Annotated in this window: 16 protein-coding genes; 1 reads left to right on the top strand and 15 read right to left on the bottom strand. The window is 69.4% G+C overall.

Features of this window, described 5'->3' with window-relative positions; all coding sequences use genetic code 11:
- Nucleotides 1-96 precede the first annotated feature (96 nt).
- The gene (gene coaA, locus FHX73_RS16660) at nt 97-1,083 is read left to right on the top strand and encodes a type I pantothenate kinase (protein ID WP_145908328.1); all 987 of its coding nucleotides are present in this window, start codon (nt 97-99) and stop codon (nt 1,081-1,083) included.
- Nucleotides 1,084-1,125: 42 nt separating this feature from the next.
- Here coaA and glmM read toward each other — a convergent pair whose 3' ends face one another.
- The 15 genes from glmM to secY all read right to left on the bottom strand — a co-directional run bounded on the left by glmM (nt 1,126) and on the right by secY (nt 13,467).
- Nucleotides 1,126-2,493 (bottom strand): phosphoglucosamine mutase, encoded by a 1,368-nt coding sequence (gene glmM / locus FHX73_RS16655; protein ID WP_145905746.1) that lies wholly within the window; start codon nt 2,491-2,493, stop codon nt 1,126-1,128.
- 186 nt (nt 2,494-2,679) lie between these two features.
- Entirely contained in the window at nt 2,680-3,177 is a 498-nt protein-coding gene (rpsI, locus tag FHX73_RS16650) for a 30S ribosomal protein S9 (protein WP_145908327.1), read from the bottom strand.
- 60 nt (nt 3,178-3,237) lie between these two features.
- Nucleotides 3,238-3,681: a 50S ribosomal protein L13 gene (gene rplM / locus FHX73_RS16645; RefSeq protein ID WP_145905745.1), complete on the bottom strand. Its 444-nt coding sequence runs from the start codon at nt 3,679-3,681 to the stop codon at nt 3,238-3,240.
- A 207-nt stretch (nt 3,682-3,888) separates the two neighbouring features.
- A complete protein-coding gene (locus tag FHX73_RS16640; RefSeq protein ID WP_145905744.1) occupies nt 3,889-5,553 on the bottom strand; it encodes an ABC-F family ATP-binding cassette domain-containing protein in 1,665 nt (554 codons plus the stop codon).
- Nucleotides 5,554-5,596: 43 nt separating this feature from the next.
- On the bottom strand, nt 5,597-6,502 hold the full coding sequence (gene truA, locus FHX73_RS16635) for a tRNA pseudouridine(38-40) synthase TruA (RefSeq protein ID WP_211786211.1): 906 nt from the start codon (nt 6,500-6,502) through the stop codon (nt 5,597-5,599).
- Between the two features lie 90 nt (nt 6,503-6,592).
- Nucleotides 6,593-7,084 (bottom strand): 50S ribosomal protein L17, encoded by a 492-nt coding sequence (rplQ, locus tag FHX73_RS16630; RefSeq protein ID WP_145905743.1) that lies wholly within the window; start codon nt 7,082-7,084, stop codon nt 6,593-6,595.
- A 143-nt stretch (nt 7,085-7,227) separates the two neighbouring features.
- A complete protein-coding gene (locus tag FHX73_RS16625) occupies nt 7,228-8,250 on the bottom strand; it encodes a DNA-directed RNA polymerase subunit alpha (RefSeq protein WP_035800873.1) in 1,023 nt (340 codons plus the stop codon).
- 141 nt (nt 8,251-8,391) lie between these two features.
- The gene (gene rpsK / locus FHX73_RS16620) at nt 8,392-8,799 is read right to left on the bottom strand and encodes a 30S ribosomal protein S11 (RefSeq protein ID WP_030232513.1); all 408 of its coding nucleotides are present in this window, start codon (nt 8,797-8,799) and stop codon (nt 8,392-8,394) included.
- A gap of 72 nt (nt 8,800-8,871) precedes the next feature.
- A complete protein-coding gene (gene rpsM, locus FHX73_RS16615) occupies nt 8,872-9,252 on the bottom strand; it encodes a 30S ribosomal protein S13 (protein ID WP_145905742.1) in 381 nt (126 codons plus the stop codon).
- A 178-nt stretch (nt 9,253-9,430) separates the two neighbouring features.
- On the bottom strand, nt 9,431-9,544 hold the full coding sequence (gene rpmJ / locus FHX73_RS16610) for a 50S ribosomal protein L36 (RefSeq protein WP_003956441.1): 114 nt from the start codon (nt 9,542-9,544) through the stop codon (nt 9,431-9,433).
- 58 nt (nt 9,545-9,602) lie between these two features.
- Nucleotides 9,603-9,824: a translation initiation factor IF-1 gene (gene infA, locus FHX73_RS16605; RefSeq protein ID WP_003956442.1), complete on the bottom strand. Its 222-nt coding sequence runs from the start codon at nt 9,822-9,824 to the stop codon at nt 9,603-9,605.
- 158 nt (nt 9,825-9,982) lie between these two features.
- Nucleotides 9,983-10,408, bottom strand: a complete 426-nt coding sequence (gene mscL, locus FHX73_RS16600) for a large conductance mechanosensitive channel protein MscL (RefSeq protein WP_145905741.1) — start codon at nt 10,406-10,408, stop codon at nt 9,983-9,985.
- A 90-nt stretch (nt 10,409-10,498) separates the two neighbouring features.
- Nucleotides 10,499-11,338 (bottom strand): type I methionyl aminopeptidase, encoded by an 840-nt coding sequence (map, locus tag FHX73_RS16595; protein WP_145905740.1) that lies wholly within the window; start codon nt 11,336-11,338, stop codon nt 10,499-10,501.
- 162 nt (nt 11,339-11,500) lie between these two features.
- Nucleotides 11,501-12,160 (bottom strand): adenylate kinase, encoded by a 660-nt coding sequence (locus FHX73_RS16590; RefSeq protein WP_145905739.1) that lies wholly within the window; start codon nt 12,158-12,160, stop codon nt 11,501-11,503.
- Nucleotides 12,160-13,467, bottom strand: coding sequence for a preprotein translocase subunit SecY (gene secY, locus FHX73_RS16585; protein WP_145905738.1), 1,308 nt, complete (start codon nt 13,465-13,467; stop codon nt 12,160-12,162). The genes FHX73_RS16590 and secY overlap by 1 nt, the downstream gene beginning before the upstream one ends.
- Between the last annotated feature and the right edge of the window lie 129 nt (nt 13,468-13,596).

The raw sequence follows: 13,596 nt of genomic DNA, 5'->3' as shown, positions 1-13,596 counted from the left end.
GGCGGTTCCTTTTACGCAACCTGTCCGGTCTACCACAGTTGGTGACCGACGCCACAGGGCGGGGCGCTGGCTCGGCGGGCCACAATTGACCATGTGCTGACCGAACTCTGTACCCGGGGCGCCTCCTCGGCGCCCGCCCCGTCGCCGTCCCCGTACGTCGACCTCTCCCGGGCCGAGTGGAGCGCCCTGCGCGACCGCACCCCGCTGCCGTTGACCGCCGACGAGGTGGAACGGCTGAGGGGCCTGGGCACAGCACTCGACCTGGACGAGGTGCGCGACGTCTACCTGCCGCTCTCGCGGCTGCTGAACCTCTACATCCACGCCACCCACGAGCTGCGCGGTGCCCTGGGGACCTTCCTGGACACCCCGGACACCGAGCGCACCCGGACCCCGTTCATCATCGGCGTGGCCGGCTCGGTGGCGGTGGGCAAGTCCACCACCGCCCGTCTGCTGCAGGCCCTGCTGGCCCGCTGGCCCGAGCACCCGCGGGTCGAGCTGGTCACCACCGACGGCTTCCTGCTGCCCAACGAGGAGTTGCGCCGGCGCGGCCTGATGGCCCGCAAGGGCTTCCCGGAGTCCTACGACCGGCGGGCCCTGATGCGCTTCGTCGCGGACGTGAAGGCCGGCAAGCAGGAGGTCTCCGCCCCGGTCTACTCGCACCTGGTCTACGACATCGTCCCGGACCAGCGGCTCACCGTGCAGCGGCCGGACATCCTGATCGTCGAGGGCCTGAACGTGCTGCAGCCCGCCCTGCCCGGCAACGACGGCCGCACCCGGCTCGCGGTGGCCGACTACTTCGACTTCTCGATCTACGTCGACGCGCGCACCGACGACATCGAGAACTGGTACCTGTCCCGGTTCAAGAAGCTCCGGGACACCGCCTTCCTGGACCCCAGCTCCTACTTCCGCCGGTTCACCGAGGTGCCGGAGGAGGAGGCGATGGAGTACGGCCGCCAGGTCTGGCGCACCATCAACAAGCCCAACCTGCTGGAGAACGTGCTGCCCACCCGCGGCCGGGCCACCCTCGTGCTGCAGAAGGGCGCCGACCACAAGGTCCGCCGCGCCCGGCTCCGCAAGCTCTGACCGGTCGGGGCCGCCTGCCCACCGGGCGGCCCCGACGGCCCGTCAGACCGCCAGCTGCGACCGGACCACCGAGGCCAGCCGCTCGGCCACCGCCTTGGCCTGCTCCTGGTCCGCGGCCTCCACCATCACCCGGACCAGCGGCTCGGTGCCGGAGGGCCGCAGCAGCACCCGGCCGGTGGCGCCCAGCTCCTCGGTGGCCGCCTTGACCGCCAGGGTCAGCTCGCCGCAGTCGGCGACCCGGCTCTTGTCCACGTCCTTGACGTTGATCAGCACCTGCGGCAGCCGGGTCATCACCTGGGCCAGCTCGGCCAGCGGCTTGCGGGTGGCGGCCAGCCTGGCCCCCAGCATCAGGCCGGTCAGCGTGCCGTCGCCGGTGGTCGCGTGGTCCAGCAGGATCACGTGGCCGGACTGCTCGCCGCCCAGCGCGTAGCCGTGCTCCTTCATCGCCTCCAGCACGTAGCGGTCCCCCACCGCCGTCTCGACCAGGGCGATGCCCTCGCGCTCCATGGCCAGCTTGAAGCCCAGGTTGGCCATCACGGTGCCGACCGCGGTGTTCCCGCGCAGCGTGCCGGCCTCGCGCATGGCCACCGCCAGGATCGCGATGATCTGGTCGCCGTCCACCTCGTCGCCCTCGGCGTCGGCGGCCAGGCAGCGGTCGGCGTCGCCGTCCAGCGCGATGCCCAGGTCCGCCCGGTGCTCGCGCATCGCCCGGCGCAGGCCGTCCAGGTGGGTGGAGCCGACGCCGTCGTTGATGTTCAGGCCGGTCGGCTCGGCGCCCAGCGTGTAGACCACCTCGGCACCGGCCCGGGCGAAGGCCTCGGGGGCGACCCGGGCGGCCGCGCCGTGCGCGCCGTCGATGACCACCCGCACGCCGTCCAGCCGGTTCGGCAGCACCGCGACCAGGTGGGCGACGTACTTGTCGAAGCCCTCGGTGTACTCGTGCACTCGGCCGACCCCGGCGCCGGTAGGCCGCGGACGGTCCAGCGTGCCGTCCAGGTGGCCCCGGTAGTCGGCCTCGATCGCGTCCTCGATCGAATCGTCCAGCTTGTGGCCGCCGCGGGCCAGGAACTTGATCCCGTTGTCCGGCATCGCGTTGTGGCTGGCCGAGAGCATCACGCCGAAGTCGGCCCCGAGCGCCCCGGTGAGGTAGGCGACGGCCGGGGTGGGCAGCACCCCGACCCGCAGCACGTCCACGCCCGAGCCGGCCAGCCCGGCGATCACCGCGGCTTCGAGGAACTCGCCGCTGGCCCGCGGGTCACGCCCGACCACGGCGACCGGACGCCGGCCACCGAGGCCGCCCGCCTCGCCCAGTACATGAGCGGCGGCCATCGAGAGGCCGAGCGCCAGTTCGGCGGTGAGGCCCTCGTTGGCCACACCGCGTACGCCGTCGGTGCCGAAGAGTCGTGCCACAGTCCCGTCCTTCGCTGGAGGCCCACCGGTCGGGGGGGGGGGGGTGAGACCGACCGGCGGAGGAGTCGTCCCTGGCCGCCTGACCGTGCCAGGGAGCACAACGCCCCGAAGCACGTGAAGTGCTCCGGGGCGTGGATCCCACCTGCGGGGTGCGCACCAAGGGCGGTACGCACCCCGGGGCGTGGATTAGCGCTTGCTGTACTGCGGGGCCTTACGGGCCTTCTTGAGACCGGCCTTCTTGCGCTCGACGGCGCGGTCGTCACGGGTCAGGAAGCCGGCCTTCTTGAGGGCGCCGCGGTTGTTGTCCACGTCGGCCTCGTTCAGCGCACGGGCCACGCCGAGGCGCAGCGCGTAGGCCTGACCGGAGACACCGCCACCCGCGATGCGGGCGACGACGTCGTAACGGCCGTCCAGCTCAAGGAGCTTGAAGGGCTCGTTGACGGTCTGCTGGTGCACCTTGTTGGGGAAGTAGTTCTCCAGGGTGCGACCGTTGATCTTCCACTGGCCGGTGCCGGGGACGATGCGCACGCGGGCGATCGCCTCCTTGCGGCGGCCCAGGCCGGCGCCCGGCAGGGCCTCGCCGAAGCGGCCGGCGAGCGACTCGGTGGAGTAGGAGGTCTCGTCGCCCTCGGAGGTGTACTCGGTGAGCTCCTCGTCGAAGTCGACGTCCAGGGTGGTCTCGATGGCAGCGTTCTCGGCCACGATGTTCCTCAGCTTTTCTTAGTTAAGGGCTTGTGGCCGGGATTACTGCGCGACCTGGGTGATCTCGAACGGCACCGGCTGCTGGGCAGCGTGCGGGTGCTGGTCGCCCGAGTACACCTTGAGCTTCGAGAACATCTGACGGCCCAGGCTGTTCTTCGGGATCATGCCCTTGATGGCCTTCTCGACGGCCTTCTCCGGGTTGTTCGCCAGCAGGTCGTCGTAGCGAACGGAACGCAGACCGCCCGGGAAACCGGAGTGGCGGTAGGCGAGCTTCTGGGTCCGCTTGTTGCCCGAGAGGTGCACCTTGTCCGCGTTGATGATGATGACGAAGTCACCCATGTCCATGTGCGGCGCGTAGGTGGGCTTGTGCTTGCCCCGGAGGAGGTTCGCGGCCTGGGAGGCCAGGCGGCCGAGCACGACGTCGGTCGCGTCGATGACGTGCCACTGACGCTGGACGTCGCCGGGCTTGGGGCTGTACGTACGCACGGTCGTAGCCTCTGCTTTTCAGTGAGTGAGTCCTGACAGGAGCACCTGAACGAGTGGATCAGCCAGGCCCCGCTTGGACGCAATCAAGGGGAAGCCGCTGGTCATCGACCGGATGTCTCCGGCGTACCGACCTCTCACGTGAGATGGAGCGAGCCAATACGCACAACAAGGGCCAACGATACCCGTCCGCCAGGCCAACTCCAAAACTCAGCGCTCGCGCTCCACCCGGCGCTCGTCCCAGACCGGCTCCGGGGACTCGTAGACCCGGCCGTCACTGCCGAAGACCAGGAAGCGGTCGAAGGTCCGGGCGAACCAGCGGTCGTGGGTCACGCAGAGCACCGTGCCGTCGAACGCCTCCAGCCCCTCCTGCAGCGCCTCGGCGCTCTCCAGGTCGAGGTTGTCGGTGGGCTCGTCGAGCAGCAGCGCCGTCACCCCGGAGAGCTCCAGCTTGAGGATCATCAGCCGGGCCTGCTGGCCGCCGGAGAGCGACTCGAACTTCTGCTCCTCCTGCTTGTCCAGCTCGTAGCGGCGCAGCGCGCCCATCGCGGCGCCGCGGCTGAGCGCGTGCTCCTCCTCGACGATCGAGCGCACGGTGCGGCCGAAGAGCTCCGGGTGGGCGTGGGTCTGCCGGAAGTGGCCCGGCACCACCCGGGCGCCGAGCTTGAAGCCGCCGGTGTGCCCGACCGTCTGGTCACCGGCCAGCAGCCGCAGGAAGTGCGACTTGCCCGACCCGTTGGAGCCCAGCACCGCGACCCGCTGGCCGTAGTAGACCTCCAGGTCGAAGGGCTTCATCAAGCCGGTCAGCTCCAGCTGCTCGATGGTCAGCGCGCGCACGCCGGTGCGGCCGCCCTTGAGCCGCATGGTGATGTTCTGCTCGCGGGGCGGCTCCTCCGGGCGGCCGGCCTCCTCGAACTTCTTCAGCCGGGTCTGCGCGGCGGCGTACCGGGTGGCCAGCGCGTGGCTGACCGCCGCGGCCTGACGGAGCGTCACGACCAGCTTCTTCAGCTTGGCGTGCTCCTCGTCCCAGCGCCGGCCGAGCTCCTCGAACCGGGCGAACCGCTCCTTGCGGGCCTCGTGGAAGGAGTCGAAGCCGCCGCCGTGCACCCAGACCGAGCTGCCGCCGCCCCCGAAGCCGGACTCGACGCTGATGATCTTGTCGGCGGTCCGGGAGAGCAGCTCGCGGTCGTGCGAGATGAAGAGCACGGTCTTGGCGCTGGCCTTGACCGCCTCCTCCAGCCAGCGCTTCCCGGGCACGTCCAGGTAGTTGTCCGGCTCGTCGAGCAGCAGCACCTCGTCCGGGCCGCGCAGCAGCGTCTCCAGCACCAGGCGCTTCTGCTCACCGCCGGAGAGCGTGTTCAGGCCGCGGAACTGGGCCCGGTCGAAGGGCATCCCGAGGGCCGAGGTGGTGCACACGTCCCAGTCGGTCTCGTAGTCGTAGCCGCCCGCGTCGGCCCAGTCGGAGAGCGCCTGGGCGTAGGCCATCTGCGACTTCTCGTCGTCCTGGGCCAGCATCGCCAGCTCGGCGGCGTCCACCGCGCGGGCGGCGGTGGCGATCCGGGCCGGGGCGACCGAGACCAGCAGGTCACGCACCGAGGCGTCCGGGGCCAGCGCGCCCGGCGTCTCGCGCTGGTCCTCCCGCCCGGTGGTGCCGACGAACTGGCGCATCACGCCGAGGCCGCCGCTGACCGTCACGGTGCCGCCGTGCGGCTGCACGTCCCCGGCGATCATCCGCAGCAGGGTGGTCTTGCCGGCCCCGTTCGCGCCGACCAGGGCGGCCTTGGCGCCCTCGCCGACCCGGAAGGACGCGTCGTCGAACAACACCCGACCGTCCGGCAGGTAGTACTCCAGGTGTGAAATCTCGACGTGTCCCATGGGTGGAGATTGTCCTACGGGCCCGGCACCCGGCCCAAACGGATTACCCGGCCTGACCGGGCAGGGTGCGCATCCGGCGGGCCTGCCTGCTGCGCTCGGCCAGCTGGTCGTCGGCCGGGTACCCGACCTCCTCCAGGGTCAGCCCGTAGGGCCGGATCACGTTGACCGCGCTGTTGCGCACCCCGCCGCGCAGCACCTCGCCGGGGAACTCCACCGGCCGGTGCCCGTCGCCGACCAGCAGCATCGCGCCGACCAGGGCCCGCACCATGTTGTGGCAGAACGCGTCGGCCCGCACCGTGGCCACCGCCAGCGAGCCCTCCTGGGCCGCGTACGGGTCCATCGGCACCCGGTCCCAGCGCAGGTCGAGCAGGGTGCGGATGGTGGTGGCGCCCTCGCGCTTCTTGCAGTAGGCCGCGAAGTCGTGCTCGCCGAGCAGGAGTTCGGCCGCGGCGTTCATCTTCGCCAGGTCCAGCGGCCGGTCGTGCCAGAGCACGTGGCCGCGCAGCAGCGGGTCGACCCCGCCCGGGTGGTCGGCCACCCGGTAGGCGTACCGGCGCCAGACCGCCGAGAAGCGCGCGTCGAAGCCGGCCGGCGCCTCGGCCGCCCGGTAGATCCGCACGTCGGCCGGCAGCCGCCCGGCCAACCGGCGCAGCAGCTTCTCGCCGTGCACGGCCCACAGTTCGTCCGGCAGGTCCACGTGGGCCACCTGGCCGCGCGCGTGCACCCCGGCGTCGGTGCGGCCGGCCACGGTCAGCGGGTAGAGCTCCTGGCTGCGGGTGACCACCTGCAGCGCGCTCTCGATCTCCTCCTGCACCGTGCGCCGCCCGCCCTTCTGGCGGGCCCAGCCGGAGAACTCGGCTCCGTGGTAGCTCAGGTCCAGCCGGATCCGGGTGTGCCCGGCGGCCGGTCCGTCCACCCGCTGCGGCTTCTCCTCGGCGCAGTCGTTCACCGCTCACCTCTCGTCGAACTCATGGACATGCGAACGGGCCCGCTCCCCCGCCGAAGCGGAGAAGCGGGCCCGTTGTCACCTGGCGGTGCGTCAGGCCTGCTCGGCCTCGTCCGCCGGGGCGGCGTCGGCCGGAGCCTCGTCGGCGACCGGGGCGGCAGCCTCGGTCTCCTTGACGGCGCGCTTGGTGGCGGCCTCGGCCTCGCCGACCGCGGTCTGGGCCACGGTCAGCGCCTCGACCAGCTCGATCACGGCCATCGGGGCGTTGTCGCCACGACGGGGACCGATCTTGGTGATGCGGGTGTAGCCACCCGGGCGGTTCTCGTACCGCGGCGCGATCTCGGTGAAGAGGGTGTGCAGCACGGCGATGTCGGTGATCGTCTTGCGGACGATGCGACGGTTGTGGATGTCACCGGCCTTGGCCTTGGTGATCAGCTTCTCCGCCAGCGGGCGCATCCGACGGGCCTTGGCCTCGGTCGTGGTGATGCGGCCGTACTGGAACAGCTCGCGGCACAGGCCGGCGAGCAGCAGCGGCTCGTGGTGCGGGCCGCCGCCGAGGCGGGCGCCCTTCGCGGGACGGGGCATGGTTGCTCCTTGGATCTCCGAATCCGGCCGTGTCAGGTACCGGAACGGGCGGCCGGGCACAGTTGCCCGGACGGCTTAGTTCACTGCATTGAAGCGGGGGCGACCCGCAGGGAGTCGCCCCCACCGCAAACTCTGGGTACAGCTCAGTACTGCTCGGTCTCCGCGTAACCCGCGTCGTCCAGGTCGTCGGCGCCGAAGGCGTCGGCGGCGGCGGTCGGGTCGAACCCGGGCGGGCTGTCCTTGAGGGCCAGGCCCATGCCGGCCAGCTTCGCCTTGACCTCGTCGATCGACTTCGCACCGAAGTTGCGGATGTCGAGCAGGTCGGCCTCCGAGCGGGCGACGAGCTCACCCACGGTGTGGATGCCCTCGCGCTTGAGGCAGTTGTAGGAGCGGACGGTGAGCTCCAGCTCCTCGATCGGCAGCGCCAGGTCGGCGGCCAGGGCGGCGTCCGTCGGGGACGGGCCCATGTCGATGCCCTCGGCGTCGATGTTCAGCTCGCGAGCGAGGCCGAACAGCTCCACCAGGGTCTTGCCGGCCGAGGCCATGGCGTCGCGCGGACGCATGGCGGGCTTGGTCTCGACGTCGACGATCAGCTTGTCGAAGTCGGTCCGCTGCTCGACACGGGTGGCCTCGACCTTGTAGGTGACCTTCAGCACGGGGCTGTAGATCGAGTCGACCGGGATCCGGCCGATCTCCTGGCCGGAGGCCTTGTTCTGCACGGCGGAGACGTAGCCGCGACCGCGCTCGACGGTCAGCTCCATCTCCAGCTTGCCCTTGCCGTTCAGCGTGGCCAGGACCAGCTCGGGGTTGTGCACCTCGACACCGGCCGGGGGCGCGATGTCGGCGGCGGTGACCACACCCGGACCCTGCTTGCGCAGGTACATCACGACCGGCTCGTCGTGCTCCGAGGAGACGACCAGTTGCTTGATGTTCAGGATGAGGTCGGTGACGTCCTCCTTGACGCCCGGCACGGTGGTGAACTCGTGCAGGACACCGTCGACCCGGATGCTGGTGACAGCGGCGCCCGGGATCGAGGAGAGGAGCGTGCGGCGAAGCGAGTTGCCGAGGGTGTAGCCGAAGCCCGGCTCCAGCGGCTCGATGACGAACCGCGAGCGGTACTCGTCGACAACCTCTTCGGTCAGCGACGGACGCTGAGCGATAAGCATGTTTCAGATCCTCCAGTTGTGTCGGCGCCCACTATTTGACGCCGTACGACACCAAGAGTACGGGGTCCCGCAAGCAGCACCAATGAACTGCGTGGGACCCCGTACCAGGATTACAACACCGACCAGATGGTCAGCCGCAGGTCAGACGCGGCGACGCTTCGGCGGACGGCAGCCGTTGTGCGGGGTGGGGGTGACGTCCTGGATCGAACCCACCTCCAGGCCGGTGGCCTGGAGCGAGCGGATCGCGGTCTCGCGGCCGGAGCCCGGACCCTTGACGAAGACGTCGACCTTGCGCATGCCGTGCTCCTGCGCACGACGCGCGGCGGCCTCGGCGGCCATCTGCGCGGCGAACGGGGTGGACTTGCGCGAGCCCTTGAAGCCGACGTGGCCGGCAGAGGCCCAGGAGATCACGTTGCCCGCGGGGTCGGTGATCGAAACGATGGTGTTGTTGAACGTGCTCTTGATGTGGGCGTGCCCGTGAGCGACGTTCTTCTTTTCCTTGCGGCGGATCTTCTTCGCGCCGGCAGCCTGACGACCCTTGGGGGGCATAAGTCTGTTCTCCTACTGAGGTGGTCGGTCCGCTAACCCGCGGGCCGGAGGGATGTCCGGTTAACGGGCGGACTACTTCTTGCCCGGCTTCTTCTTGCCGGCAATCGCGCGACGCGGGCCCTTGCGGGTACGCGCGTTGGTGTGGGTGCGCTGACCGCGGACCGGCAGGCCACGGCGGTGACGCAGACCCTCGTAGCAGCCGATCTCGACCTTGCGGCGGATGTCGGCGGCGACCTCGCGGCGGAGGTCACCCTCGACGCGGAAGTTGGCGTCGATGAACCGCTGCAGGGCGACGAGGTCGTCCTCGGAGATGTCGCGGACGCGGATGGACGGGTCCACACCGGTCTCGGCCAGCGTCAGCTGGGCGCGGGTGCGGCCGATGCCGTAGACGTACGTGAGGGCGATCTCGATCCGCTTCTCGCGGGGGAGATCAACGCCGGAGAGGCGTGCCATTCAAGGCTCCTGTGGTGTTCCTCAGAGGTCTGACGTGCCGCCTACCCGGACACCTCTCGGTGTGCGAGCCCCGGCCTCTGAACCGGGGGTGGCAGTCCGTTCCAGCGGGGAACGGATCGGGCGGCCCGCTTATGACGTTGTGCGCGTCGCGCGAAGTACTACGAGAAATGCGGGACGATCAGCCCTGGCGCTGCTTGTGGCGCAGGTTGTCGCAGATCACCATGACCCGGCCGTGACGGCGGATCACCTTGCACTTGTCGCAGATCTTCTTGACGCTCGGCTTGACCTTCATGTTTCAGGTTCTCCGGGTCTAGATCTGACGGGGGCCCCTCGCTGGGCGAGGGAAGTTACTACTTGTACCGGTAGACGATCCGGCCGCGGGTCAGGTCGTAGGGGCTCAGCTCCACGACGACCCGGTCATCCGGGAGGATGCGGATGTAGTGCATGCGCATCTTGCCGCTGATGTGGGCGAGGACCTTGTGACCGTTCTGCAGCTCGACCTTGAACATCGCGTTCGGAAGAGACTCGATCACGGTGCCCTCGATCTCAATGGCGCCTTGCTTCTTAGCCATGAACTGCGAGAACCACCCTTCGGGTCCGGCTACCGTATGCGGAACGCTCGTGCGAACCAGCCTTCACCTCACACCCCGAGGGGGATGAGGGCGTGCCTGGGCACGCTACGAGAGAGCCGACGGTCCATCGTACGTTACCGGTACCCTCTCGCAAAAACTCAGCCGCCCACCGGAACCGCCACCGGCTGCACCACCGCGGTGCACGCGGAGCAACGGGTGGCGGCCTCCGGTATCTCGGTCAGGCACTCGGGGCAGGGGCGCTTGGCGGCCTTCGGCTTCTTCGGCAGGTAGCGGGCGCTGGCCTTGGTGACGGGGAGCACCACGCAGAAGTAGAGCACCGCGGCGGTCATCAGGAACGAGATCAGGGTGTTGACGAAGTCGCCGTACGGGAACGTCACCCCGCCCACGTGGAAGACCTTGCTGCTGTAGTCGCCGGTGGCGCCGGTGACCAGCCCGACCAGCGGCGTCAGGAAGGCCTTGACGAAGCCGTTCACCACGCCGGTGAACGCGGCGCCGATCACGATGCCGACTCCCATGTCGACGACGTTGCCGCGCATCATGAAGTCGCGGAAGCCCTTCAGCACTGTTTCCCCTATTGTCCGATTTCGTCTGGCGGTCGAGGCCCAGAGGATACCGGTTCGGGTCAACGGCCCGGCCAACCAGAGGCCGCCGGACTAACCCAGCGGGTCCGGAGCGGCGGTCACACCGAGCGCGGCGAGCTGCGCCTTGCCGCCGTCGAAGGCGGTGAGCACCAGCGGGCCCTGCTCGGTGACGGCCACCGAGTGCTCCCAGTGCGCGGCCCAGGTGCCGTCGGTCGTGACGACGGTCCAGTCGTCCTCCAGCACCTCGGTGTGCGGGGTGCCCAGCGAGACCATCGGCTCGATCGCCAGCACGGTGCCGGGCACCAGCTTCGGGCCCTTGCCCCGGCCGCGCTCGACGTAGTTCAGCACGTGCGGCTCCATGTGCATCGAGGTGCCGATGCCGTGGCCGCCATAGCCCTCGGTGATGCCCCACTTGCCCTTGGGCGGCAGCGGGTGGCGGCGGATGAAGCCCTCGATCGCCTTGGAGACGTCGACCAGCCGGTTGCCCTTCTTCATCTGCGCGATGCCGGCCCACATCGAGCCCTCGGTCACCCGGCTGAGCATCTCCACCTCGGGCGCCACCTCGCCGACCCCGACGCTGATCGCCGCGTCGCCGTGCCAGCCGTCGACGATCGCACCGCAGTCGATGGAGATCAGGTCGCCCTCCTGGAGCACCCGTCCACCGGGGATGCCGTGCACCACCTCGTTGTTGACCGAGGCGCAGATCACCCCGGGGAACCAGAGTCCGCCGTGGTGGGCGCGGAAGTTGGAGGTGGCACCGTGCTCGGTGATCACCTTGTCCGCGATGTCGTTGAGCTCCTGGGTGCTCACCCCGGGGGCGACCGCCTCGCGGCAGGCCTTGAGCGCCTCGGCCACGACCAGCCCGGCAGCCCGCATCTTGGCGATCTGCTCGGGGGTCTTGATCTCCACCATCTGGCCAGTGCCTTTCGTCCGAAATCGCGCCCGGTCCTTGCCGGGCGCCCGTTCCACTCCCCCACGGTACGACGCCGCACGGCCGCGGCACCCCGCTCCCGGGGTGCCGCGGCCGTGGGGCACGCGGAGGCGTCTGTTCTTCCGTTGTCCCGCCGGGGCGGGTCAGCTCTGCTTGCCGGCCTTCAGCGCGTCGACCGCGCGCTGGGTGACCTCCTCGACCTTGCCGAGGGCCGGGATCGTGGTCACCAGCTTCTGCTCGGTGTAGTACCCGATGATCGGCTCGGTCTTCGAGTGGTACTCCTCCAGCCGCACCCGCACCGAGTCCTCGGTGTCGTCCGAGCGCTGGTACAGCTCGCCGCCGCACTCGTCGCAGACGCCCTCGGTCTTCGGCGGGTTGTAGGAGACGTGGAAGACGTGCGCGCCGTTGTTGCGGCAGAGGCGGCGGCCGGCGATCCGCTTGACCACCTCGTCCTCGGGGACCTCCAGGTCGAGCACGCCGTCCAGGGCGATGCCCTGCTCGGCGAGGAACTCGTCGAGCGCCTGGGCCTGCTCCAGGTTCCGCGGGAACCCGTCGAGCAGGAAGCCGGGGGCGGTGTCCGGCTGCAGCAGCCGGTCCTTCGCCATCCCGATGGTCACCTCGTCCGGCACCAGGAGGCCCTGGTCCATGTAGCTCTTGGCCTCCAGCCCGAGCGGGGTGCCCTGGCTGATGTTGGCCCGGAAGAGGTCACCGGTCGAGATGTGGGGAATGGACAGGGTCTTGGCGAGCACGTGCGCCTGAGTACCCTTCCCGGCCCCGGGAGGTCCGACGAGGACGATACGCATCAGCGGAGGAACCCTTCGTAATTACGCTGCTGGAGCTGGCTCTCGATCTGCTTCACAGTTTCGAGTCCGACGCCGACGATGATGAGGATGCTGGTGCCGCCGAACGGGATGGTGGTGCTCGCGTTGAGGGCGACCAGGCCGATCATCGGGATCAACGCGATCAGGCCAAGGTAGAGCGAACCCGGCCACGTGATGCGGGTGAGCACGTAGTTCAGGTACTCGGCCGTCGGTCGGCCGGCCCGGATGCCCGGGATGAAGCCACCATACTTCTTCATATTGTCGGCAACTTCCTCGGGGTTGAAGGAGATCGCGACGTAGAAGAAGGCGAAGAACACGATCAGTACGAAGTACGCGATCATGTAGACCGGGTGGTCGCCCTTGGTGAAGTTGTTGTTGATCCAGGTTGCCCAGCTCGCCTTGCTACTGGTCAGCTGCGCGACCAGCGAAGGGATGTACAGCAGCGAGGAGGCGAAGATGACCGGGATCACACCGGCCTGGTTGACCTTCAGGGGGATGTAGGTCGAGGTCCCGCCGAAGGCCCGGCGGCCGATCATGCGCTTCGCGTACTGCACCGGGATCCGGCGCTGCGCCTGCTCGACGAAGATCACCAGGATCACCACGACGATGCCGACCGCGATCACCGAGAAGAACTCGAACCAACCGCCGGCGATCTTGCCGAGCTTCTTGATGGTCCACACGTTGCCCGGGAAGCCGGAGGCGATCGAGGTGAACATCAGGATCGACATGCCGTTGCCGATGCCGCGGTCGGTGATGAGCTCACCCAGCCACATGATCACCGTGGTGCCGGCGGTCATCGTGATGACCATGACGGCGATCCGGAACACACCGGTGTCGGGCACGACCTGGTTGCCCACCGCGCAGCTCGAGAAGAGCGCGCCGTTGGAGGCGGTGGCCACGATGCCGGTGCCCTGGAGGATCGCCAGCGCGATCGTCAGGTAACGCGTGTACTGGGTGATCTTCGTCTGGCCGGCCTGGCCCTCCTTCTTCAGCGCTTCGAGTCGCGGAATCACGACGGTCAGCAGCTGCAGGATGATGCTGGCGGTGATGTACGGCATGATGCCGAGGGCGAAGATCGTCAGCTGCAGGAGTGCGCCACCACTGAACAGGTTGACCAGGCCGAAGAGCCCGCTCCCGCTCTGCTTGACGCACTCGTTGACGGCCTTGAAGTTCACGCCCGGGACGGGAATGTGCGCGCCCACCCGGAAGATCACCATGATGCCCAGCGTGAACAGCAGCTTCTTGCGCAGGTCGGGCGTCTTGAACGCCCGCGCGAACGCACTGAGCACGGGTGCCTCCTGCGCCTCCCGCACGTCGTCGGCGGGAGGGTCGGTCCAGATGGACGTGGTGTATGTCGGTCGGCCCCCGGGTTCCTCGACGCCCGGTCGGGGCGTCAAGATACAAGGGAACTCCAGGGA

The sequence above is a fragment of the Kitasatospora viridis genome (assembly GCF_007829815.1).
GTDB classification, from domain to species: domain Bacteria; phylum Actinomycetota; class Actinomycetes; order Streptomycetales; family Streptomycetaceae; genus Kitasatospora; species Kitasatospora viridis.
This window is presented reverse-complemented; position numbering and strand designations above follow the sequence as displayed.

What these genes read in the sequence shown, in the direction of transcription:
- FHX73_RS16640 (WP_145905744.1), bottom strand. Translation starts at nt 5,553, where the DNA reads ATGGGACACGTCGAGATTTCACACCTGGAGTACTACCTGCCGGACGGT.
- rplQ (WP_145905743.1), bottom strand. Translation starts at nt 7,084, where the DNA reads ATGCCCCGTCCCGCGAAGGGCGCCCGCCTCGGCGGCGGCCCGCACCAC.
- FHX73_RS16625 (WP_035800873.1), bottom strand. Translation starts at nt 8,250, where the DNA reads ATGCTTATCGCTCAGCGTCCGTCGCTGACCGAAGAGGTTGTCGACGAG.
- rpsK (WP_030232513.1), bottom strand. Translation starts at nt 8,799, where the DNA reads ATGCCCCCCAAGGGTCGTCAGGCTGCCGGCGCGAAGAAGATCCGCCGC.
- rpsM (WP_145905742.1), bottom strand. Translation starts at nt 9,252, where the DNA reads ATGGCACGCCTCTCCGGCGTTGATCTCCCCCGCGAGAAGCGGATCGAG.
- rpmJ (WP_003956441.1), bottom strand. Translation starts at nt 9,544, where the DNA reads ATGAAGGTCAAGCCGAGCGTCAAGAAGATCTGCGACAAGTGCAAGGTG.
- infA (WP_003956442.1), bottom strand. Translation starts at nt 9,824, where the DNA reads ATGGCTAAGAAGCAAGGCGCCATTGAGATCGAGGGCACCGTGATCGAG.
- map (WP_145905740.1), bottom strand. Translation starts at nt 11,338, where the DNA reads ATGGTGGAGATCAAGACCCCCGAGCAGATCGCCAAGATGCGGGCTGCC.
- FHX73_RS16590 (WP_145905739.1), bottom strand. Translation starts at nt 12,160, where the DNA reads ATGCGTATCGTCCTCGTCGGACCTCCCGGGGCCGGGAAGGGTACTCAG.